Origin of the sequence: Runella limosa DSM 17973, assembly GCF_000482465.1 — a bacterium.
GTDB lineage: Bacteria > Bacteroidota > Bacteroidia > Cytophagales > Spirosomataceae > Runella > Runella limosa.
In genome coordinates this window covers 224,736-244,854 of sequence record NZ_KI519425.1, presented here as the reverse complement: position 1 = coordinate 244,854, position 20,119 = coordinate 224,736, and the positions used below count along the sequence as shown (strand labels likewise).

17 protein-coding genes are annotated in these 20,119 nt (G+C 44.2%); 6 read left to right on the top strand and 11 right to left on the bottom strand.

Going from position 1 to position 20,119, the window contains the following annotated elements:
• Entirely contained in the window at nucleotides 1-990 is a 990-nt protein-coding gene (gene meaB / locus K339_RS0124215; protein ID WP_028525920.1) for a methylmalonyl Co-A mutase-associated GTPase MeaB, read from the top strand.
• On the opposite strand, the gene K339_RS0124210 is transcribed toward meaB, so the two are convergent.
• The 9 genes from K339_RS0124210 to K339_RS0124170 all read right to left on the bottom strand — a co-directional run bounded on the left by K339_RS0124210 (nucleotide 987) and on the right by K339_RS0124170 (nucleotide 11,882).
• Entirely contained in the window at nucleotides 987-1,880 is an 894-nt protein-coding gene (locus K339_RS0124210; RefSeq protein WP_157607725.1) for a hypothetical protein, read from the bottom strand. The genes meaB and K339_RS0124210 overlap by 4 nt on opposite strands.
• Nucleotides 1,881-1,957: 77 nt before the next feature.
• Nucleotides 1,958-6,550, bottom strand: a complete 4,593-nt coding sequence (locus K339_RS36210; protein WP_051398215.1) for an Ig-like domain-containing protein — start codon at nucleotides 6,548-6,550, stop codon at nucleotides 1,958-1,960.
• A 249-nt stretch (nucleotides 6,551-6,799) separates the two neighbouring features.
• Nucleotides 6,800-7,552: a monofunctional biosynthetic peptidoglycan transglycosylase gene (mtgA, locus tag K339_RS0124200; RefSeq protein WP_084332302.1), complete on the bottom strand. Its 753-nt coding sequence runs from the start codon at nucleotides 7,550-7,552 to the stop codon at nucleotides 6,800-6,802.
• Between the two features lie 74 nt (nucleotides 7,553-7,626).
• Entirely contained in the window at nucleotides 7,627-8,775 is a 1,149-nt protein-coding gene (gene hemW / locus K339_RS0124195; protein WP_028525917.1) for a radical SAM family heme chaperone HemW, read from the bottom strand.
• A 6-nt stretch (nucleotides 8,776-8,781) separates the two neighbouring features.
• Entirely contained in the window at nucleotides 8,782-8,964 is a 183-nt protein-coding gene (locus tag K339_RS0124190) for a type II toxin-antitoxin system antitoxin (RefSeq protein WP_028525916.1), read from the bottom strand.
• Nucleotides 8,965-9,051: 87 nt separating this feature from the next.
• Entirely contained in the window at nucleotides 9,052-9,903 is an 852-nt protein-coding gene (locus tag K339_RS0124185) for an SPFH domain-containing protein (protein ID WP_028525915.1), read from the bottom strand.
• 280 nt (nucleotides 9,904-10,183) lie between these two features.
• Nucleotides 10,184-10,846, bottom strand: a complete 663-nt coding sequence (locus K339_RS0124180; RefSeq protein WP_028525914.1) for a hypothetical protein — start codon at nucleotides 10,844-10,846, stop codon at nucleotides 10,184-10,186.
• A complete protein-coding gene (locus tag K339_RS0124175; RefSeq protein WP_028525913.1) occupies nucleotides 10,843-11,544 on the bottom strand; it encodes a hypothetical protein in 702 nt (233 codons plus the stop codon). The genes K339_RS0124180 and K339_RS0124175 overlap by 4 nt, the downstream gene beginning before the upstream one ends.
• Nucleotides 11,544-11,882, bottom strand: a complete 339-nt coding sequence (locus K339_RS0124170) for a PadR family transcriptional regulator (RefSeq protein ID WP_028525912.1) — start codon at nucleotides 11,880-11,882, stop codon at nucleotides 11,544-11,546. The genes K339_RS0124175 and K339_RS0124170 overlap by 1 nt, the downstream gene beginning before the upstream one ends.
• A 250-nt stretch (nucleotides 11,883-12,132) precedes the next feature.
• On the opposite strand from K339_RS0124170, the gene K339_RS34645 reads away from it, so the two are divergent.
• Together K339_RS34645 and K339_RS0124160 are read left to right on the top strand one after the other, a co-directional pair.
• Complete coding sequence (locus K339_RS34645; protein ID WP_037301792.1) at nucleotides 12,133-12,945, top strand: UDP-2,3-diacylglucosamine diphosphatase; 813 nt, start codon at nucleotides 12,133-12,135, stop codon at nucleotides 12,943-12,945.
• Nucleotides 12,942-14,039, top strand: a complete 1,098-nt coding sequence (locus K339_RS0124160; protein ID WP_037301791.1) for a glycosyltransferase family protein — start codon at nucleotides 12,942-12,944, stop codon at nucleotides 14,037-14,039. Before K339_RS34645 ends, K339_RS0124160 begins: the two co-directional genes overlap by 4 nt.
• On the opposite strand, the gene K339_RS0124155 is transcribed toward K339_RS0124160, so the two are convergent.
• Nucleotides 14,023-14,613, bottom strand: coding sequence for a hypothetical protein (locus tag K339_RS0124155; protein ID WP_028525910.1), 591 nt, complete (start codon nucleotides 14,611-14,613; stop codon nucleotides 14,023-14,025). The genes K339_RS0124160 and K339_RS0124155 overlap by 17 nt on opposite strands.
• On the bottom strand, nucleotides 14,600-15,934 hold the full coding sequence (locus K339_RS0124150; protein ID WP_028525909.1) for an AAA family ATPase: 1,335 nt from the start codon (nucleotides 15,932-15,934) through the stop codon (nucleotides 14,600-14,602). Before K339_RS0124150 ends, K339_RS0124155 begins: the two co-directional genes overlap by 14 nt.
• A 121-nt stretch (nucleotides 15,935-16,055) precedes the next feature.
• Here K339_RS0124150 and lysS point away from each other — a divergent pair, with 121 nt between their 5' ends.
• From lysS to K339_RS0124135, 3 genes are all read left to right on the top strand, one after another.
• Nucleotides 16,056-17,765 carry a lysine--tRNA ligase gene (gene lysS, locus K339_RS0124145; protein WP_028525908.1) on the top strand — a complete coding sequence of 570 codons (1,710 nt, stop codon included), beginning with the start codon at nucleotides 16,056-16,058 and terminating at the stop codon, nucleotides 17,763-17,765.
• Nucleotides 17,766-17,847: 82 nt separating this feature from the next.
• Entirely contained in the window at nucleotides 17,848-19,524 is a 1,677-nt protein-coding gene (locus tag K339_RS36205; protein WP_028525907.1) for an AAA family ATPase, read from the top strand.
• Nucleotides 19,521-20,090 carry an HNH endonuclease family protein gene (locus K339_RS0124135; RefSeq protein ID WP_028525906.1) on the top strand — a complete coding sequence of 190 codons (570 nt, stop codon included), beginning with the start codon at nucleotides 19,521-19,523 and terminating at the stop codon, nucleotides 20,088-20,090. Before K339_RS36205 ends, K339_RS0124135 begins: the two co-directional genes overlap by 4 nt.
• Nucleotides 20,091-20,119: the final 29 nt, after the last annotated feature.

Below are 20,119 nucleotides of genomic sequence, written 5' to 3'. Positions count from 1 at the left end.
TTGCGACATCGTCTTTCAGTTCAGGCTTATGTTGAAGGCGTTCTTTCGGGCAACCGAATGGTTTTAAGTCGTGCCATCACCCTCATCGAAAGTCAGCTTCCTTCCGACAAAGAACTAGCGCAGCAAGTTTTAGAGCTCATTTTACCGCATACTGGGCGTTCTGTTCGGATTGGGATTACGGGTGTCCCAGGTGTTGGAAAAAGCACGTTTATTGAAGCTTTTGGCAAAAAAATAACGAGGCTTGGCAAACGACTAGCGGTTTTGGCCATTGACCCCACCAGCCAACGCTCCAAGGGAAGTATCATGGGCGATAAAACCCGCATGGAAGAACTTTCCCACGACCCCTTGGCCTACATTCGACCTTCTCCTTCCAGTGGTTCGCTCGGGGGAGTTGCCAACAAGACCCGCGAAACGATGCTCTTATGCGAAGCCGCTGGCTTTGAAGTAATTTTTATCGAAACCGTGGGCGTGGGTCAATCTGAAACGTTGGTCAAAGGCATGGTTGATTTCTTTCTCTTATTGATGCTGGCAGGCGCAGGTGATGAACTTCAAGGCATTAAAAAAGGAATCATGGAAATGGCCGATGCCGTTGTCATCACCAAAGCCGACGGCACCAATCAGCCTGCTACCCAAAGAGCAGTAGTTGAGTACCAAAATGCACTTCACTTGTTTCCCCCCACTGAAAATGGATGGTATCCGCAGGTAAAAACCTGTTCAGCCCTCGAAAATAGAGGCTTGGATGATATTTGGACAATGATTGAACGGTTTACGCAGCAAGTACAACAGAATGGTTTTTTCCACCGAAATCGTCAGCAGCAAAGCCTTGAATGGATGCACAGCCTGATTCGGTATGCCTTAGAAGAACAGTTTTATCAGCACCCCAAAGTTCTCCAGCAACTTCGCGAGATGGAGGCACAGGTAGAAAACGAAAAATGGCTGCCTATTAAAGCAGCCACCTATCTTTTAGATATTTTTAAAAAACTTCCCTAGTTAATAATTCGGAAAGTTACGGGTACACACTTCACATTTGAGCAGTCTGTGCCAGAACTTTGAATAGTGACAGTCGCTGTTCCTTGTCCAGTCCCAGTTCCACAATCGCCCGTGACGCTCTGTACCGTGTAAGTGGTTGAGTTTGTTGGGGTGACAGTGATTGTCTTGCTAGGCTCTTGTTGCGTCAACGTTACCGAAATTCCACCGTTTAACGCTACCGTCGCTGGTAACACGCCATTTTGAGACGCAACGGTCAACGTAGAACTTCCTCCCGCCGCAATTGTTCCCCCTCCCGACAACAACACAGTAGGTGTAGCTGGGCATTGGTTATTGATAGGCGTTAACGCTCCTTGCGACACTTGTCTTGTCAAAGACGTATTGTTTTGTGGATCCGCAGGGTCAGGATAAGCCATTGTCACGACCGTTGAAGGATTGCTTGAACTCACCGAAATACTATAACATCTGCTGGTATTTCCTGCGGTACTAAATGCCAAACACGCCACCGTTTTCCAGTTAGTATCCACCGTTGTTCCTTCTCCATTCACACCATTATTGACAACGTTAATACTTAACGCACTCGTGGGATTTCCTGCAGTTCGCGTCATTCCAAGCAACGAATAGGTTCCTCCACTAAATACCCCACGGCTTCTGTAAACGGGGTTACTCAACTGGTTTGTGGGATATGTCAACAAAATATTGGCATTTCCCATCACAAAGGCACTGTCGGCAGAAGTAGCACGGATTTCTACGCACATCGTCACCGAATCTTTGGCGCAGTTATAACTCCCTGGAACAAGCCTTACTTCATAACGTCCTTGGGCTTTCGCAAAAGTTGCACTCATCAATAGCGCCCCGACAAATAAAAAAGATAGAAGATTAAACTTTTTCATATTTTCCGAATAATTGGTTCGATTTTTGTAAAGCCCTTAACAGCCTGCCACTTATATTGGGCAATTAATATGCCGGTTTAGAAACTTACCCCTGAAAATTTTCCGTTGTTTTTCCGCCAAAGAATGTCGTCATTGGCATTTACTTCGCCATCCAAATTATAATCCGTCAGTAAATAGCGCGCAAATTTTCCATTGTCCAAGCGCCAGGTACTTGAGTCATTGGCATTGATTTCAGAAAAAGAGGATTTATTGGAATCTCCCGCAAACAAACAGTGAATAGCTCCAACCTGAATCTGCCCCGAAGCAGGTGCATTGGAAGGAATATAGGACTGTTGTTGGGTAAAATCGTACGTAATTTTATTACTTGCAATGGCTACAGGTGTATGAGACGCCGCTCCAACGTGCGTTCGGTGTTCTACCAAAACATAATAAGACTGCGATGTGGACAAAGTAGGACAAGCCGCTACCAAGGTCACATTACCATTTTTACGAAGTAAACCCGCAGTGCGATAGACCATTGAGGAGGCATTGGTTACATCGGTTCGTAGTGAAATCAACACCCAATCTACCACATCGCTGTCGTAAGAACTTACCGTCTCTGTGCCCAAATAATTCCAAGGAGCGGTTTTATAAGGCTGACCAGCAGGAGTCGCTACGCCAAAGGGGCTTACGGGCGTTTGTCCAGGTAATAGTCCTTGTTGGTTAAGCGTCGTTGACATTTCGGTACTTCCCCAAACACCTTCCAAATATATTTTTATGGTTGGGCACGCCACAGAGGTTGACGTAGAAGTAACGTTTACAACGATGGTTGCCCGTGGGCTTTCACAAGTACTTACCGTTTGAGATACATAATAGTTGGTTGTTCCCACTACTGCCGTCGATGGTGTGGGGGCTGTCGTATTAGATGTTCCTCCCGTTGGGACGGTGTACCATTTTAAAGACGTACCCGTAGCGGTTAATGGGCTTGCTGTTTGTCCTTGCGTATAGTTAATTGGCGACGTAGCTGTAGGGACAGCAGGCGTAGCCGTCACATTCACATCAATTTTAGTACGGCTACTTTCGCAGCCGCTTACCGTTTGAGATACCCAATAACTGGTTATGCCTGCGGTCGTCGTTGAAGGCGTCGGTGCCGTGGCGTTGCCTGTACCACCCGTCGCTACGGTGTACCATAACAAATTACTACCCGTTGCCGTCAGTGCTACCGCCGTTTGGCTTTGACAATAATTAATTGATGTCGTTGCAGTGGGGGCATTTGGCGTAGCTGTAACATTCACATCTATTTTTGCGCGGGTACTACTACCACAACTGCCTAATGTCTGAGATACCCAATAACTGGTTATGCTTGCCGTTGTCGTTGAAGGCGTCGGTGCCGTAGCATTGCCTGTACCACCCGTCGCTACCGTGTACCACAACAAATTACTGCCCGTCGCCGTCAGGGCTACCGCCGTTTGGCTTTGACAATAATTTACAGGAGTTGTTACAGAAGGCGGTGGTGGAGTAGAACTCACGACAACGTCAATTTTTGTGCGACTGCTTTCGCAGCTACTCACTGTTTGAGATACCCAATAACTGCTGGTACCCACTGACGTGGTCGAAGGCGTAGGCGCTGTCGAATTTCCCGACCCACCCGTCGCCAAGGTGTACCACAACAAATTACTACCCGTCGCCGTCAGTGCTACGGCTGTTTGGCTTTGACAATAATTAATCGTCGTCGTCGCTCCAGGAGCGCTTGGCGTAGCCGTCACATTCACATCTATTTTTGTGCGACTGCTTTCACAACTACTCACTGTTTGGGATACCCAATAACTGGTGGTACCCACGGTCGTCGTTGATGGAGTTGGCGCAGTCGAATTTCCCGACCCACCCGTCGCCACGGTGTACCACAACAAATTACTCCCCGTCGCCGTCAGTGCTACTGCCGTTTGGTTTTGGCAATAATTAATCGTCGTCGTCGCGGCGGGGGCGCTTGGCGTAGCCGTCACATTCACATCAATTTTTGTGCGACTGCTTTCGCAGCTACTCACTGTTTGAGATACCCAATAACTGGTGGTACCCACTGATGTGGTCGAAGGCGTAGGCGCTGTCGAATTTCCCGACCCACCCGTCGCCACGGTGTACCACAACAAATTACTACCCGTTGCCGTCAGGGCTACGGCCGTTTGGTTTTGGCAATAGTTAATCGTCGTCGTCGCTCCAGGAGCGCTTGGCGTAGCCGTCACATTCACATCAATTTTTGTGCGACTGCTTTCGCAGCTACTCACTGTTTGAGATACCCAATAACTGCTGGTACCCACTGATGTGGTCGAAGGCGTAGGCGCTGTCGAATTTCCCGACCCACCCGTCGCTACCGTGTACCACAACAAATTACTACCCGTTGCCGTCAGGGCTACTGCCGTTTGGTTTTGGCAATAGTTAATCGTCGTCGTCGCTCCAGGAGCGCTTGGCGTAGCCGTGACAATGACATCTATTTTTGTGCGACTGCTTTCGCAGCTACTCACAGTTTGGGATACCCAATAACTGCTGGTACCCACTGAGGTGGTAGAAGGCGTAGGCGCTGTCGAATTTCCTGATCCACCCGTCGCTACCGTGTACCACAACAAATTACTCCCCGTCGCCGTCAGGGCTACGGCCGTTTGGTTTTGGCAATAATTAATCGACGTCGTCGCTCCAGGAGCGCTTGGAATGCTATTGATGGTAAAAGTTGCGCTGTTTGAACCCGTTACACTCGGCGAAACAGAATTGACACGAACTCTATAGCCTGTTCCACTTAAGGTTCCCGCAGGAATTGTCGCAGTCAATGGACTACTTGTTCCTGTGGTTGGAATATCAACAAAATTATTTCCAGCCGCATCCGACAACTGAACGACGTACGAAGTAGAAGTTAAATTGGCCGTTGTGAAACTAACACTAATGCTTTGACCAGCACATACGGTACTGGGCGTGACGCTACCCGTTGTAATAGAAGGCGGCGACGCTCCTGAGACAATTAAGCTATAATCTTCTGCTTCTCCATAATTTAGGTTAACGCAAGGATCGGTGACTGCACTACCCGACCCCGAATTATAACTTGACCGTACCCGCATACGTACCGTTCCGCTTGCCGTCACTGGGATTGTAAAAGAGCTGGTTGCCGTAGGATTCATCCTTGTCGAAGAAATATCCGTACTTTGATACACCTTTTCGGACGCCTCAAAAACCCCATCTTGGTCATAGTCAAGCCATATTGTAATGTGTTGGTCAAAATAAGTACCAACGCCACCTGAAGTAGCCCTTGCCGTAAACGTGTATGTGCTACCTGCGGTTACGTTGTAAGGCGTGGATGTATAATCCCCAAAATTACCTGCCGAACAATTAGAATTGACGTTGTTAATGATGGTTGTGGCTCCCTGTTTCAAGATAAAATCATCAATCAATACTTGGAGCGTCGAACATGATGTACTGTAGGTCGGGGTACAATAGTTGAGCCCAGTAGTAATGCTATAAATAGCACTGTAGTCGGTCGAAGAGTTGGATGCCTTTACGCGGTAATAATAAGTCGTAAACGCAGTGGTTGTTTGGTCTAAGTAGGTCGTAACGTTGGGGGCAATGCCGCCAATAGGCACAAAACCCGCCGTGGCAGAGGTCGTTGAGCGCTCAATAATAAACCCTGACTCATTGGATGAATTATCAGTAAATGTCAGCGTCACTCCCGAAGGCCCCAGTGTTCCTGCCAAGTTGCTTGGTACGTTAGCTCCCGTGACGGTCGAGCCGCAAGTGAGCGAATACTGATTTGCGCCGTCGGTTCGCAACAAAACCCCTCCGCTGATTCGGTTCATTTGCCCTCCCGTAAAAGTATTTCCGCACGCAATCGGATAGTACGACATGATGTTGGAAAGCGAGGGATTGTACAACTGATTTTGGGGATCTCGTGCCGTTCCTGTGTAACTACAGCCGAGCAAACTTACCGAATCTCGTCCGTAAGGATCGGCAGGCGTATCACAAACCAAATCTCCTTTTGTTGCGCAGTTGCCTCCCTGAACCAATTCACGGTTGGCTAAATTGGGGTCTGTACTTCCTTGAAAAGTGTGTAATAAATTAAAATAATGCCCTAATTCGTGCGTAAACGTTCGCAAATCCGTGGCATTACTGGCTTGTACAAAAAGCCGATTGGTGCTTGCCAACGTACTCGGGAAGTACGCGTATCCTGATACGGCCAAACTGCCAAACTGTATGGTATTGGGGAAATAAACGTTGATGGCATTCGTCACATCATTGGCATTACAGAGGGTGGACTCCTCCGTATTATCGTAATCGTAGAGGGTAGTGTTGTTGATGTAATTGGGAGAACCACAGAAGTAAAACTGGAGGCCGCTGCCTACGTTGATGTAATATGAATTGACTTGGGCAAGTGCGATGTTGAGATCTGCGATACTGAGTCCGCCTGTGCCATCTGTTCTTCTTAGTACATGCGCTTTAATTGGGATATACTGAACCGTTTGAATTGCCGCCGTAGCATATTGTTCGGCAAACTTTTGTTTCAGCTGAATGACTCGATTTTCTCGGCTTTGAATCTCTGCCGCATCTTCGTGGGGAGTTCCGCAGGGTATAGCCTGAGCGCGTGCTTCAAAATGAAGCAGCCACGCGGCCCAAAACACCGCACACCCAATAATGCGTAAAACATTTCGAATCATGCCCCTACTACATCGTTAATACTCGTTAAAATGATGTTACAGTTTTGCCACCCACAAGAGGGCAACTCTGTGAAAATCAATCAATTAAATTTACGTAGGGTAATTGGTACAGTATAATTTTATAGGCAATAATTATGCCAAAAGTTGATATATCTAGTAGAATATCCTTTTCTACCGACACAAAAACAAGTTAATACACAAATAATGAGACACTTACAAACGCATTCAACTCAAAATACAAGTATATTCTTACAGTTTTGCGGTATAATCTCGGCCCAACATTCGCATTTGGCGAGCTATTTGCTGTGTACGTCTCAGCGTATAACTCGACGGGTTTTTAATTGAAAAACGTAAAGGACTTGGCAAAACTGCTGCAATACGTGCTGCCTCTATACGGGTTAGATTTGCCGACGATTTTTGGAAAAAACGTTGAGCGGCGGCTTCATACCCAAAAGTCATATTGCCTGTCTCAGCTACGTTAAGATATACCTCTAAGATACGTTCTTTTCCCCAGATTACCTCAATCAGGAGCGTAAAATAAACTTCTAGTGCTTTGCGAATATAACTGCGGCCTTGCCATAAAAAGACATTTTTGGCTACTTGTTGCGAAATAGTGCTTGCTCCTCTGATTTTTTTCCCCTTCAAATTATATTGAAATGCGTTGCCCATGGCTTTAAAATCAAAGCCCCAATGTTCGGGAAAAAGCTGGTCTTCGGAAGCTACTACCGACAATGGCGCTTCTTTCGACATGTCGTCAATGGGCGTCCAATCCGAATAAATTTTACTGCTGCGACCATCCGCAATGGCCTCCACTTTTCGTACAAGCATGAATGGCGTAAACCAAACGGGCACAAACTTGAGCACTGTCACCCAAATCACCGACCCAACCAGAAAATACAATATGCTCTTTAGCACAAAACGCATTAGAATAGACTTCCAACTTTTTGTTTTGGGCAAGGGTGCAGAGGCAGGAGTGTTGGGACGAATTCGGTTAACAGCCATAGAGGACTAAAAAGTGGTTATCAAAATAGTGTGACTTATTGGTGTAACAAAAATCGAAAAATGAATCCAATTGTTCAAACTAAAAACAAATCCGAGGCAATTCGGTCGGCAAATAATTTGCCCTTCTCTGTGAGATACAGCACATTGTTCCTTACTTCTACCCAATTTTTTTCAAGAAATTTTTCTACGTACGCTTTTTGTTCTTCCAGCAAGTCAACTTTCCATATGTCCCAAATGACCGCCAAATCACAGCCCCAAATCGTTCTAAGGCTCGTCAAAATATAGTCATTTACTTGGTCAAAAACTGACAACTCTTCTAATTCAAAAACAGGCGTTTTCGCCTGAATACCACGAATATACAGGGCATTATTAGACACATTGTACTGGCGCGAAATACCATTGAAGGAATGCGCACTCGGCCCAACCCCCAGGTACGGCCGCCGCTTCCAGTAGCTGCTGTTGTGGCGGGCGTATTGGCCATTTTTAGCAAAGTTGGAAATTTCGTACTGCTCGTACCCAGCTTGCCTCAAGGAGCGCACCATCTGTTCAAAATGTCGCGCCGACAGCTCTTCGTCAACGGGTTTTATTTTTCCTTTTTTGAGCCAATTTCCCAAAGCTGTTTGGGGCTCAATCGTCAGGTTGTAGGCCGAAATATGCGGCGTTCCGAGCGCCATGGCTTTGTCGAGGTCTTGTTGCCAGAGCTGTTCGTCACTGACCGTTGGAACCATCCCCAAATGCGCTTGGCTCATGCCATAAATCAGGTCAATCGTCAGGTTATCAAACCCATGATCTTGGGCCAATTTTACACATTGCTCCGACTCCTGCGCGTTGTGTGCCCGATTCATAAAACGCAAATATGGTTCATAAAACGACTGTAAACCAATGCTTAAACGGTTCACAAACGGTTTCAAGGCGCGAAGTTTTTCAGAAGTTATATCATCAGGATTCGCTTCAAGCGTAATTTCAGCCCCTGATTCCACCTTAAAAAAGCGGTGAATCGTTTCAATGATTTGTTCCAATTCGTTTGGAGCCAAAATAGAGGGTGTCCCTCCCCCAAAATAGATGGTTTCGAGCGTTCGCGTTGGCAAATAGTCTTGTTGTAATTCTATTTCTCGGCAAATAGCCGCCACCATCTCCGTTTTTGACTTCAGATGGGTACTAAAATGAAAATCACAGTAGTGGCAGGCTTGTTTGCAAAAAGGAATATGAAGGTATAAGTGCATGGGTACTTACTCCAGCGAGGCTGGGCTCTTAGGTTGTTTCGACGCTCTTTTTCGCTTCTTGAGCGCATCACTCAGCACGTATTCGATTTGGCCATTGGTACTTCTGAACTCTTCCTGAGCCCATTGTTCCAATTCTTTGAGCATTTCGGGGCTGATTCTGAGTACAAACGCCTTTTTTTCGGTTGCCATTGAATAAAAAGATAATGGTAAATAACGCAAAAAAGGAATGTTCAGACAAATCTCTAAACATTCCGTGAGTGCAAATATTACAAAAGCTTAGTTGTACAACGTTCCCGCATTAACCACGGGGCTCACCGATTTTTCGCCGCAAAGCACCACCAACAAATTGCTCACCATGGCCGCTTTGCGTTCTTCGTCGAGGTGAACGATTTCCTTTTCAGAGAGTTTGGCCAACGCCATTTCTACCATTCCTACCGCACCGTCCACAATTTGTTTACGAGCCGCTACCACCGCCGACGCTTGCTGACGTTGCAACATTGCCCCCGCAATTTCGGGCGAATAGGCCAAGTGGCTAATGCGTGCTTCGATGACTTTCACACCTGCCCGCACCAAGCGCTCGTTTAGTTCGTGTTCGAGCATATCGTTGATTTTTCCCGATCCGTCACGCAGGGTCATATCCGCTTCTTCGTCTTCGATGGTATCGTAGGAATAAGAACCTGCGAGTTTACGCACCGCTGCTTCCGATTGAATCTCTACAAATTTCTGGTAATCATCCACTTCAAAAACTGCTTGGGCGGTATCTTGTACGTTCCACACCACCACCGCGGCTATTTCAATCGGGTTTCCCATTTTGTCGTTTACTTTTAGCTTTTGACCGTTGAGGTTACGCGCCCGCAGGCTTATTTTCCGACGACGGAACAAGGGGTTCACCCAACGTAACCCATTCTGTTTCATCGTCCCTTCGTACTCGCCAAAGAAAGTAGTGACTGCCGCTTCGTTGGGGTTGATGACCGTCAAACCCACAAACATAATGCACCCTAGCAAAAACAATATTCCTGCTAACAGGCCCGTTTGGGCGCTCGCCATCATTCCACCAAAAATCCATAAGGCGAATCCCATTCCAATAAATGCGTAACCAGAGGCTGAGGTAAGTTCTTTTTCTTTCATAGTATTTTGATATTAAAATGATATTACAATACTATCTTAAAAAGCGCAAATTTTCTCCTGCTATCGGACTAACGGCCAATAGTATTTATAAACGGCACACGGGGCTTTTCGTGAAATTAGGTTGACGGAATAAATGGTGATGGACAGTGCTGGCTGATAGACTGTGCTGGCAGATTCTCAAATCTGCCAAACGAGGTTTCTCAAAACCTCGTGATACGCGAAGAAAGAACGTTTCGTATGACGGTTTTCTATCAGTAACCGTCTGCACGGGGGTTTAGAGTTACGCAAAAGCCTGGGGATACAAACTACGCTGCTCATTTAATAAAGCTGCATCAGCCTCATAAGCAGCCTTTATCATTAACCAATTAATGGCAATGATACCACTCATCAATTCAACTGGAACAGGGGTTGAACTTTTAAAGGTCAATATGAACAAAAGGGTCAAAATCCATCCTTCAAAAGGATAAGTACGCAAGTAAGGCATGACGGTTAGGCGTAGGGTTTGTTTACGAATCATCCTAAAAAAACGATACATAGACACAAGCGCGTGCGTAAGAATTGCGGCTAAGTTCATCCACATACCTTCCTTATAACCAATGCGTTCAAAAAATATCCATACCCCACCCCAAAGTAAAAATGTAATAACAAGTTGAGGTAGTTGCCAGTATTGTTTGAAGTACCTCCACCAAATTTTCTGGTGTTTGGAGCTCGCAGCAACGTGGGCACGTTGAATCAAGTCATAAAAGCCTTGCTTTCCAAATTCTGCATATACCTTCGTCAATGCCTCCTCAAAAGAAAGCGTAGGATACTCTATCCATTTTTGCTCAATTTTTGAGGCCAAATGATCCACCAATTCAATTTGTAAATCGTAAAACTTAACATTTTTACGCTCTACAAAAGCATACAAGGCATTTATCTGGTTATCTGTTAATTCTGATGTCATACAAGTTTAGGGACAGATTTGAATGCCTGGGGATAAAGTTGACGGCCGTAAGCACGCATTTTTTCGTATGCTTGAATTTCGGCAACTCCTAACAGAAAAATAGCAGATATTAACAAAGCAGTTACCAAAGGATATGTTGATTCTCCTAGCATTGTGAATTTCAGCGTTAACTTGGCCATATAATAAAAGTTAATAATAATAATTCCCGTTCCGATGCCTCTGTAGTCTGTAAATGATAACTTTCGAGACATCGCCACATTACGAAAATAGACGAATATGCTATAACCAATAGCTAAGGAAAAACATGGTAATAAGCTATTCTCGTTTACCGTCTTGACCAATTCAATAGGAGCTTTTCTTAAAAAAATATACAAAACCCCTATCAAAACCATCGTAAAGAAAATTTTTGACCCCATAAAAAAGTCTTTGCAACTCTCCTTCCAATAGCGACGATACAGGCGACCCACTTGCTTTTCTTTCTCCTTAACAACCTGTTTGAGGTCTCGTTTTTTGAACGTTTTTAACGTCCGCTTAAATACTTCGTCCGTAGATTTCTCTGAGTATTGGTCGAGTTCTTCCTCTATTCTGGATGCTAGGTGATCCACTAATTCCACCTGCACATCAAAATACTCGACACCTCGATCAGCTACATGCGTGTGCAGTAAATTAATTTGTTCTTTTGTAAGTTGGGAATTCATCAGCCAAGCGATAGTTTAGGATTAAGTAATAATTGCATGTGTTTGACAAAATCAGTGAGTTCTTCTAAGCGGTTGGTGGTTTCGGCCTCGCCTTTCTCCGTTAAAGCATAGTACTTACGTGGACGATTTCCCACTTGCTCAATCGTTACCGTCAATAACCCTTCGGCTTCAAGTTTGTGCAGCGCTGGGTACAGTGCCCCTTCATTAATCACAAGCTCTCCGTTGGTCTGCTCTTTGACCTTTTGCGTAATCTCGTAGCCATACATGCGCTTATTTTCTTCCAACAGTTTCAGAATTATCAGCGAAAGGCTCCCTTTGTATAGTTGTGAATTGTTCATGCCACAAATATACCTCAGTAATTGATACATCAAAACCTGAGGTATTATTTTTTTTATACAGATTGGTGCTGGCAGATTCTCAAATCTGCCACGCGAGGTTTCTCAAAACCTCGTGATAAGCGAAGGGAAGTGCTTGGTATAACAGTTGTTTTATTCCACATTACCGATTTGTTAGCCTCCGCCAGAAAACTTAGTAAAACCTTAAAAATCAAGCAATAATAGCATCATGTACGAAACGTAACTTGCGAACATGAAGCAGAAGACGCACTATCGTACCATTGTGATTTCGGATGTTCACCTCGGCACCAATGGCTCCAAGGCCAAAGAAGTCACGCATTTCTTGAAGCAATACAAATGCAAACGGCTTATCTTAAACGGTGACATCATCGACGGATGGCAGCTAAAAAAATACGGTACGTGGAAGCGTCGGCATACCGCTTTTTTCAAAACGGTGCTAAAAATGATGGATGACTACCACACTAAGGTCATCTACATTCGTGGGAATCATGATGATTTTTTGGACCAAATCATGCCCCTTCGCCTCGGAAAGCAGTTTCAGATTCGCAAAGATTATATTCTAAAATCTGGGCAAAAACGGTTTTACGTCACCCACGGCGATGTCTTCGACAGCATCACGACGCACATGAAATGGCTGGCGTATTTGGGCGACGCGGGTTACACATTCTTGCTGTGGATCAACAAGTTATACAACAACTACCGCGACTGGTGCGGACTTCCTTACTATTCACTTTCGCAATTAATCAAACAAAAAGTCAAAGCAGCGGTCAACTACGTCTCTGATTTTGAAGAAAAACTAACCGAACTAGCGCGCTCTCGTAACTGCGACGGAATCATCTGTGGGCACATTCACCAGCCCGCCATGCGCGACATTGACGGCATACTTTACATGAACTCAGGCGACTGGGTCGAATCGCTCACGGCTTTGGTCGAAGACCACGATGGGAACTGGACCCTCGTCTATTACAACGAAGCCCAAATGGGCAAAGCAGACGAGCCAACGGTATCCGAATTTTTTGGCGTAAAAGAGCGAGCTGCATCGTGAGTAAGTTTCTGTTTATTATTCAAGGCGAAGGTCGAGGCCACTTGACCCAAGCCATTTCGTTGGCTCAGTTATTGCAGGCCAACGGTCACGAAGTGGTGGTTGGGCTGGTTGGAATCGGCAAAGGACGGCAATTGCCTGCTTTCTTTTACGATTCGTTTCCCGCTGACATTCACCCTTTTGACAGCCCACACTTGATTATGGAAAAACGGGGGATTAGTTTTTCCAAAACAATTACGCATCATCTTTTTCGGATTTCTCTCTACGTCAAAAGCCTCAAAGCCATTCATGCCCACGTCCAACGTTACCAACCCGACGTCATCGTCAATTTTTATGATGTACTTGGTGGTTTGTACGCACTCACCTATCGACCTGTAGTTCCGATTGTGGGCGTTGGGCACCATTATTTGTTCTTACGCAACGATTTTACATTTCCTGCCAAACGCAGCTTAGATCATTGGTTGTTAAAAATCAATACGCGCCTTACGGCGATGCGAGCGCAAAAACTGCTAGCTCTTTCGTTTTATCCCACTGCTATTCCTACCCACCACCGCATCGTGACCGTCCCGCCCCTTCTTCGTGGGGCGGTCAAAGCGCTAACGCCTACCCAAGAGCCCTTTTTTCTGGTGTATGTTACCTACGCCTCCATGAGCAAGACGGTGATTGACTGGCATTTACAACACCCAGAAGTTTGCTTACACTGTTTTTGGGACCAACCCGACCGCCAATTTGACGAAACACTGACTTTTCATAAAGTGGACGGAGCTAAGTTTTTGGATATGATGTCCCGTTGCACAGCTTTGGTAACTACTGCTGGATTTGAATCGGTCTGTGAGGCTATGTACTTGGGAAAGCCCGCCCTAATGGTGCCTGCGCACTACGAACAAGCCTGCAACGCGCTCGATGCGCAAGGGGCAGGCGCAGGGATTGCCGCCGAAAAATTTGACTTGTCGCTGCTCCTCGACTACCTTCCTAAACACATTTCTCCGCAAGAACATTTTCAGCGGTGGTGTCATCAAACACCGACTCTTTTTCTAACCCATTTAGAAGAAGTCGCGCTAGGGAAGCAGGTTTTGGAGGTTATTGCATCTGAATAAGTAGCGCGTCAACATCAATTCCTAACTCAGCTTCAAGCGCGGTGGCAAAGCTAAGGTTATCCTTATACGATTGGAGTTTTGTAAGGAAAAAAGCCTCGTCGCCACATAAATCTCGTAATTCACGAATACGGCTTACATGTTTCAGGCAATCTTCCGCAAATTCATTACAGTCCCATTTAAGAAATCGAATCAGGTTTTTAGCTTCTACGTCATCTTTGTCTGTTGCTTGAAATACCCCCGTTTCTTTTTGATAATAAATACGCTTGGCTATATGAGGGGAAGAAGGTGATAAAATGGGCAAAAAAGGCTCAATTTTTTTGGGTTTTCGGGAATTGAACCACGGTAGTACAACGTACCAATTTTTATACCCATCATCGGGTGTGTCTTTCAAGCGGGGGTCAAAATGCTCGATGTCCGTTTCATCCGTTACCTTAATAAAACGTTCTGAATAAGCACAAAAGCCCCGTTGCTCTTTCAAAATTTGGTGCCGAATTTTAGGTCGGTCGCTTACTTTTTCGTAGCGATATGCTTCTTGCAGCAACGACGATTGAGGGTCTTTTTTAAGATACCGCATTGGCAAAATTGTATTCGTTCCCAATCCTCATAAACTCATCCAACATGCGACTTTTTTCTTCTTTATTCTCTGTCAGTTTAATCAGCGTTCGGAGTTCAATATAGCGTTCCCACTTTTTTACTCCTTCTTTTCCCAACAAACTTCTGACCCCAAAGTCTTTCGAGAGAATGTCATTTGGGTCGTCGCCCACAGGCACTGTTCCACGCCGTGCTCGAACATAGCCCTGCTCATCAAACTCTAACACAAAGCGTTCATAGGGTTCAAATTGCGCTGCAATGATGGGGTTATGAGTAGCCATAAAAATCTGAGTATTGTGCGTAATCCGTCGATAAATATCTACTAAATCATACAAAAAATCAGGAAAGAGACTATTTTCTGGTTCATCCACCAACAAAAAACCGCGTTCAATAGGTCGGTTAAAGTAGAGCGAATAAATATGACCTACTTTAAAGATGAAGTTACGAATACCCGTACTTAAATCATTGTAATTGATTCGCTCACCCGTTGATTTCAGTTTGATATATGCTTTCAGATTATCCGTCAATTGGATGGGGTTGCTCGCCCCCGCTGCGTCAAACTCCAAACCTGCCTTTCCTAGTATTTCGTCCCAAAGCTTTGCCAGCGAATCCAGTATTTTGGGATGCTGCTGGTCAAACATTTCTTTCACTTCACGAACCGTCCGATTTTGGTTTTCTTCTAAGTTTTGAAATTCCAGAAAATCGTTATCTCGTTTTTTAAGATGATAAATGAGGGTTTTCCAGAAATCCGTAATGGTTTCGTTGGAGACTATATGATTGGAGGGAAATTGCTCAAATAATTTTAATGAATCGTTTAAGTTTGTTTGAGGTACGTCTAAAAACTCTACCGTTTTTTCTAATTCTGCTGGACAAAAAATAGCTAAAGTGGGATTGAGCTGATTTATAGCATCTTCAATAACATAATCGTCTAAACTACTGTTACTTGTAAGTACATATTGAAACTCTAGATATGTTTTCCTGATTATCGTATATATTTCCTCTTCCCAGCCCTTATAATCCTCTATGTTTTCATCAAAAAACGCTTTATTCTCTTGTGTAAACACAGCCCAAATACTCCTAGAAAGCGTTTCGTCTTGGAGTTTCAGATAGGTTAACGGCACATCATTTACAGTTTGAGCCGAAAAAAAATGGTCTATGGTATTTAACAATTTCGTCTTCCCCGTTCCATTACTACCAATAAAACACACCTTCTCCAATGGCTCGCCCGTTTCGGGGTGGGTCAAGTCAAGCTCAAAGTCCTTGAATTGGTGAAAATCTTTGATGATGATTTTGCAGATTTTCATTGAGTGAGTGGGTTTTGGAGGCTTTTATCTAATTTTGCAGCAATATTAAAAAAAACAACGAATAGTCCTGTATTTGTACAGTCCCCCAACGAGGGGTAGAGGGCTTAAAACAAACAAGTAAATGTTGAGCGAACAAGAACTCCTCCGCCGCCAAAAGCGCGAAGATTTGATGAAAATGGGGATTGACCCCTATCCTGCCGAATTATTTGAGGTAAACGCTACGGCAGCCGATATTCATAAAAATTACGAAAACGATAAGCTGAGTTATAAAAACATCTCTATTGCAGGCCGTTTGATGGGCTTCCGTATCATGGGAAGCGTGTCATTTGTTGAGTTACAAGACAGCACAGGCCGCGTTCAGCTGTATTTCCGTCGTGATGACCTTTGCCCAGGCGAAGACAAAACGCTTTATAATACTGTTTTCAAGAAATTGCTCGACATCGGTGATATCATCGGTGTAAAAGGCTACGTCTTCACCACTCAAACGGGCGAAATTTCGATTCACGTTGAGGAGTTTAAAATCCTGAACAAATCGCTTCGCCCACTTCCTGTGGTGAAAGAAGTAGATGGCAAAGTGTATGACGCATTTTCGGATCTTGAACAACGTTTCCGTCAACGCTACGTGGATTTGATTGTGAATCCTCACGTCAAAGATATTTTTATCAAACGCGCTCGCATCATTAGCACCATGCGTCGGATTTTCGACGATAAGGGCTGGTTAGAAGTAGAAACGCCTATCCTTCAACCAATCCACGGGGGAGCAACGGCTCGTCCGTTTAAAACGCACCACAACACGCTCGATATGCCGTTGTACATGCGTATCGCCAACGAGCTTTACCTCAAGCGTCTCATTGTCGGTGGTTTTGACGGGGTGTATGAGTTCGGAAAAATGTTCCGCAACGAAGGCATGGACCGTACCCACAACCCTGAATTTACGTCGTTGGAGTTTTATGTGGCTTACAAAGATTACAATTGGATGATGGGAATCACTGAAGAAATTCTCGAAAAAGTAGCCATCGCCGTAAACGGTACTACCAAAGTACAATCGTGGGGCAATGAAATCGAATTTGCAGGGCCTTACACGCGTTTGAGCATCTTTGAAGCCATCGAAAAATACACGGGCGTAAACGTAGAAGGCAAAACTGAAGCAGAACTCATCGCTCAGTGCAAAGAGTGGGGCATCGAAACCGACGCCACCATGGGCGTAGCCAAACTTATCGACGAGATTTTTGGGGCCAAAGTAGAAGGCAACTTGATTCAACCAACGTTTATCATCGACTACCCCGTCGAGATGTCGCCATTGACCAAGAAGCACCGCAGCAAACCTGGTTTGGTGGAGCGTTTTGAGTTGTTTATCAACGGAAAAGAAGTAGCCAATGCGTATTCTGAGCTCAATGACCCTATCGACCAGCGCGAGCGTTTTGAGGAGCAGCTTCGTTTGGCCGAGCGCGGCGACGAAGAAGCGATGGCGATGGACGAGGACTTCATCCGTTCGCTCGAATACGGAATGCCGACTACTTCGGGAATTGGGATTGGTATCGACCGTTTGACGATGATGATGACCGACCAAACGAGCATTCAGGAAGTGTTGTTCTTCCCACAAATGCGTCCAGAAAAGAAAGTAGAAATGGCCACCGAAGCCGATTACGTGGCACAAGGCGTACCTGCGATTTGGGTACCTGCCCTCCAAAAAATGGGTTTCTTGACCATCGACGCCCTCAAGGCCGCCAACCCCAACAAGGTGTTCAACGACTTGGGTGCTCTCCGCAAGAAATTGAAAATCGACGCTCCTATGCCGAAAAAAGAAGACGTAGAGGCTTGGATTGGCTAAAATATTTTGCCCTTTATTTCAAAATCCACAGGACTCGTTCTTGTGGATTTTGTATTTTTGAGGGAATTACATCGTTCAAAAAATGACAAAAGCAGAAGAAACTCAGCTACACAATCTTTTCATCAAGTTTAAAAATGAAGGCAAAAGCCTTGATGAGATAGGGGAATTGTTGGCTATTGATATAGAAACATTAAGCAAATGGGATAGGAGTTTTGAAGAAGAAACAAGTAAGATAAACTCAAACAAACCCCCGATAGCACAATCTGATATAACAGGAATAGATGATTCTGGAAATTATCAATATTCACATTCTATATCATTTAATCTCTCTCAACTAGAAGGTGCGAAATTTACCTTACAAAGAATTATTTGGGGCATTGAAAATAACCAACCCGAGAACGAGTTTCAGATAAAAGCAAAAAAATACTTACCAGTCTTCGAAAATTACTTTTCGGATATAAATATGTCATTTAATCAGGAGACTCAGCAAATATCTTTCAAATATAATTTGAACTCAGATGACGAGGAGGTTAAAAAAAATGCGGATGAAGCTGTAAGATTTTATGGACAAGTTTACGCTATCGAATCAGTAGTCAATAATTCTCGTCTAATACAAAATGTTTCAACAGATATATTTACAAATACTCAAAATATTCTCCCTTACGGCTTAAAAAGGTTTATAGTAAAAAACTATGAGGGAATTAACTATATCGAGATACAAGAACCATTCCCTATTGACACAAACTGGATATTTTTAATTGGTGAAAATGGATTTGGAAAAACAAGTATTTTACGTTCCATTACCATTGGACTTATTGGTGAACGGGACGAAGAAGCTCCCCTTTTCACTCAAAGCGTAGAAAATGGCATCGGAATAGAGTACTTTAATCTCAATAAAAGCATTATCCATAATATAGGTTTTAACATAGAAAGATTCCCCCACCTTGCTTGCTACGGTCCCTCCCGCCTTCAAATCCAAACTGATCAAACTCAAAATGATGTAGCCAAGAAAAGTACCACAACGTACAGCCTGTTCAATTCTGACGGAATTTTACTCAATATCGAATTTGAACTTCTAATATGGTTTTTAGAAAAAAGCCACAAGTTTGAAAACGTCAAACAAACCTTTTTAAGGTTAATACCTTATTTGTCTGATATTGAAGTAAATGTACCTTCTCGAAAAGTTTATTACATCGAAAAAGAACCTACTGAAGAAGGCGATATTTACACACCCGTTTTGTTTGAGCAACTAGCTTCTGGTTTTCGTAGTATCATTGCTATGGTGGGCGATATAATTATTCGACTGTTCAAATCCCAGCCCGAAATTACCAACCCATCCGAACTTGCAGGTATTGTCATTATAGATGAATTGGATTTACATTGGCACCCGAAAATGCAGCGGGAAATCCCTCAATTATTATCCCAAATTTTTCCCAAAATACAGTTTATTGTTTCAACCCATAGCTTAGTACCGCTTCTGGGAGCACCCGAAAACTCTGTTTTATTAAAAGTAAACAGAACCAAAGAAGAAGGTATCACAGTAGAGAAAATAGATATAGATTTTCAAGCTCTTTCTTCCGACAAAATGCTTCGTGACATTTTTGATTTAGAAAAATACATGAGCGATGCCAAACAACAAGCATGGGAACGCTATACAAGGCTAAAAAGTCTTATTCATTTTGAAAAAGACGAAACTAAAAAACTGGAATACATCGAAGAAAGAGAACAATTGGGGGACAAGTATAAATTTGGACTATGAGAAAGCAGCAAAAGAAAGAAGATTCAGCGATTGTGAGCAATGGTTGGAAATACTCCAAACACAGGACAAGAATTCGACAGCAGTTACTTGCCGAACAACATAACCTCTGCGCGTACACCGAAACTTATTTGGGGAGAACGGATAAAAAGGAGATTGAGCACTTCAATCCTACCCTCAAAAATACCGAGCACGACGGGTATCAAAACTGGTTTTTGGTGAAAGCCCAGTGGAACAATGAAAAAGGCGGTTCTGTCCGTTGGGCAAAACATCAACCCCTTCTTCACCCTACTGCTCCAGATTTTGAAGAACGAATTATTTACCTTGACGGCGAATACATTTGCCACCCCGATGATGTAGAAGCCGAAAAGCTCATCAAATACTTAAAATTAGATGACCTAGAACTGGCCTCAGAACGAAAAAACTACATTGAAAGACGCCGAGAGTCCATACAAAACAAAAACGTAAGCCCCGAAGAATATTTTGCTTCCTTGATGGCGAAAGAACCCAATCGGGTGATATTTATTCGAGCTATTGAAGCTGAATTTAAAATTACTCTTTCATTTTAGTTTTACCCCTACCCAATTTGGCACTCTAC

Excerpts from the sequence above, each read along its gene's own strand:
- K339_RS0124150 (WP_028525909.1), bottom strand. The coding sequence starts at position 15,934 with ATGAAAATCTGCAAAATCATCATCAAAGATTTTCACCAATTCAAGGAC.
- K339_RS0124170 (WP_028525912.1), bottom strand. The coding sequence starts at position 11,882 with ATGAACAATTCACAACTATACAAAGGGAGCCTTTCGCTGATAATTCTG.
- K339_RS36205 (WP_028525907.1), top strand. The coding sequence starts at position 17,848 with ATGACAAAAGCAGAAGAAACTCAGCTACACAATCTTTTCATCAAGTTT.
- K339_RS0124175 (WP_028525913.1), bottom strand. The coding sequence starts at position 11,544 with ATGAATTCCCAACTTACAAAAGAACAAATTAATTTACTGCACACGCAT.
- lysS (WP_028525908.1), top strand. The coding sequence starts at position 16,056 with ATGTTGAGCGAACAAGAACTCCTCCGCCGCCAAAAGCGCGAAGATTTG.
- K339_RS0124210 (WP_157607725.1), bottom strand. The coding sequence starts at position 1,880 with ATGAAAAAGTTTAATCTTCTATCTTTTTTATTTGTCGGGGCGCTATTG.
- K339_RS36210 (WP_051398215.1), bottom strand. The coding sequence starts at position 6,550 with ATGATTCGAAATGTTTTACGCATTATTGGGTGTGCGGTGTTTTGGGCC.
- K339_RS0124190 (WP_028525916.1), bottom strand. The coding sequence starts at position 8,964 with ATGGCAACCGAAAAAAAGGCGTTTGTACTCAGAATCAGCCCCGAAATG.
- K339_RS0124135 (WP_028525906.1), top strand. The coding sequence starts at position 19,521 with ATGAGAAAGCAGCAAAAGAAAGAAGATTCAGCGATTGTGAGCAATGGT.
- K339_RS34645 (WP_037301792.1), top strand. The coding sequence starts at position 12,133 with ATGAAGCAGAAGACGCACTATCGTACCATTGTGATTTCGGATGTTCAC.
- K339_RS0124180 (WP_028525914.1), bottom strand. The coding sequence starts at position 10,846 with ATGACATCAGAATTAACAGATAACCAGATAAATGCCTTGTATGCTTTT.
- hemW (WP_028525917.1), bottom strand. The coding sequence starts at position 8,775 with ATGCACTTATACCTTCATATTCCTTTTTGCAAACAAGCCTGCCACTAC.
- K339_RS0124185 (WP_028525915.1), bottom strand. The coding sequence starts at position 9,903 with ATGAAAGAAAAAGAACTTACCTCAGCCTCTGGTTACGCATTTATTGGA.
- mtgA (WP_084332302.1), bottom strand. The coding sequence starts at position 7,552 with ATGGCTGTTAACCGAATTCGTCCCAACACTCCTGCCTCTGCACCCTTG.
- K339_RS0124155 (WP_028525910.1), bottom strand. The coding sequence starts at position 14,613 with ATGCGGTATCTTAAAAAAGACCCTCAATCGTCGTTGCTGCAAGAAGCA.